Genomic DNA, 503 nt, shown 5'->3' with positions numbered 1-503 from the left:
GCTTCGGAAGCGGCCTTTGCGGCGGCCTCGGCGGCAGCGGCTTCGGAAGCGGCCTTTGCAGCGGCCTCGGCGGCAGCGGCTTCGGAAGCGGCCTTTGCAGTAGCCTCGGACGCGGCGGCTTCGGAGGCTTCTTTTGCGGCAGCCTCGGACGCGGCGATTTCCGAAGCGGAAAGCTCCGAGGAGGAAGCCTCGGGCGCGCTTGAAGGCTTTGGAGCGGAAGACGGTTCAGCGGCGGGCGCGCCGCAGCCGGACAGGGTGAGCAATATGGCAAGCAGGAATGCGATTTTTTTCATGGCAACGGCTCCTTTAAGCAAGATTCAATTTAAGGGTAGCACAATCATATTTTCGATGCAAGGCATGGATGAAAAAATTTACGGAATGGTTAAGCTTCCGGGAATTTTATCCGTTGTATATAAAAGAAAACGGGGCATTTGCCCCGTTTTCTTTTCATTGTAGAGAAACCACCGGCTGTGCCGGTGGTAGAGAAAAAGCTTTAGCGAGGG

The 503-nt window shown here is 56.5% G+C and carries 1 protein-coding gene; it reads right to left on the bottom strand.

Annotated elements, in window-relative coordinates; genetic code table 11:
• On the bottom strand, nt 1-293 hold a 293-nt coding region (locus tag DWV16_RS19370), incomplete at its 3' end, for a hypothetical protein (protein WP_199719793.1).
• Nucleotides 294-503 lie beyond the last annotated feature (210 nt).

The sequence above is a fragment of the Anaerotruncus sp. AF02-27 genome (assembly GCF_003465835.1).
GTDB classification, from domain to species: domain Bacteria; phylum Bacillota; class Clostridia; order Oscillospirales; family Ruminococcaceae; genus Anaerotruncus; species Anaerotruncus rubiinfantis.
This window is presented reverse-complemented; position numbering and strand designations above follow the sequence as displayed.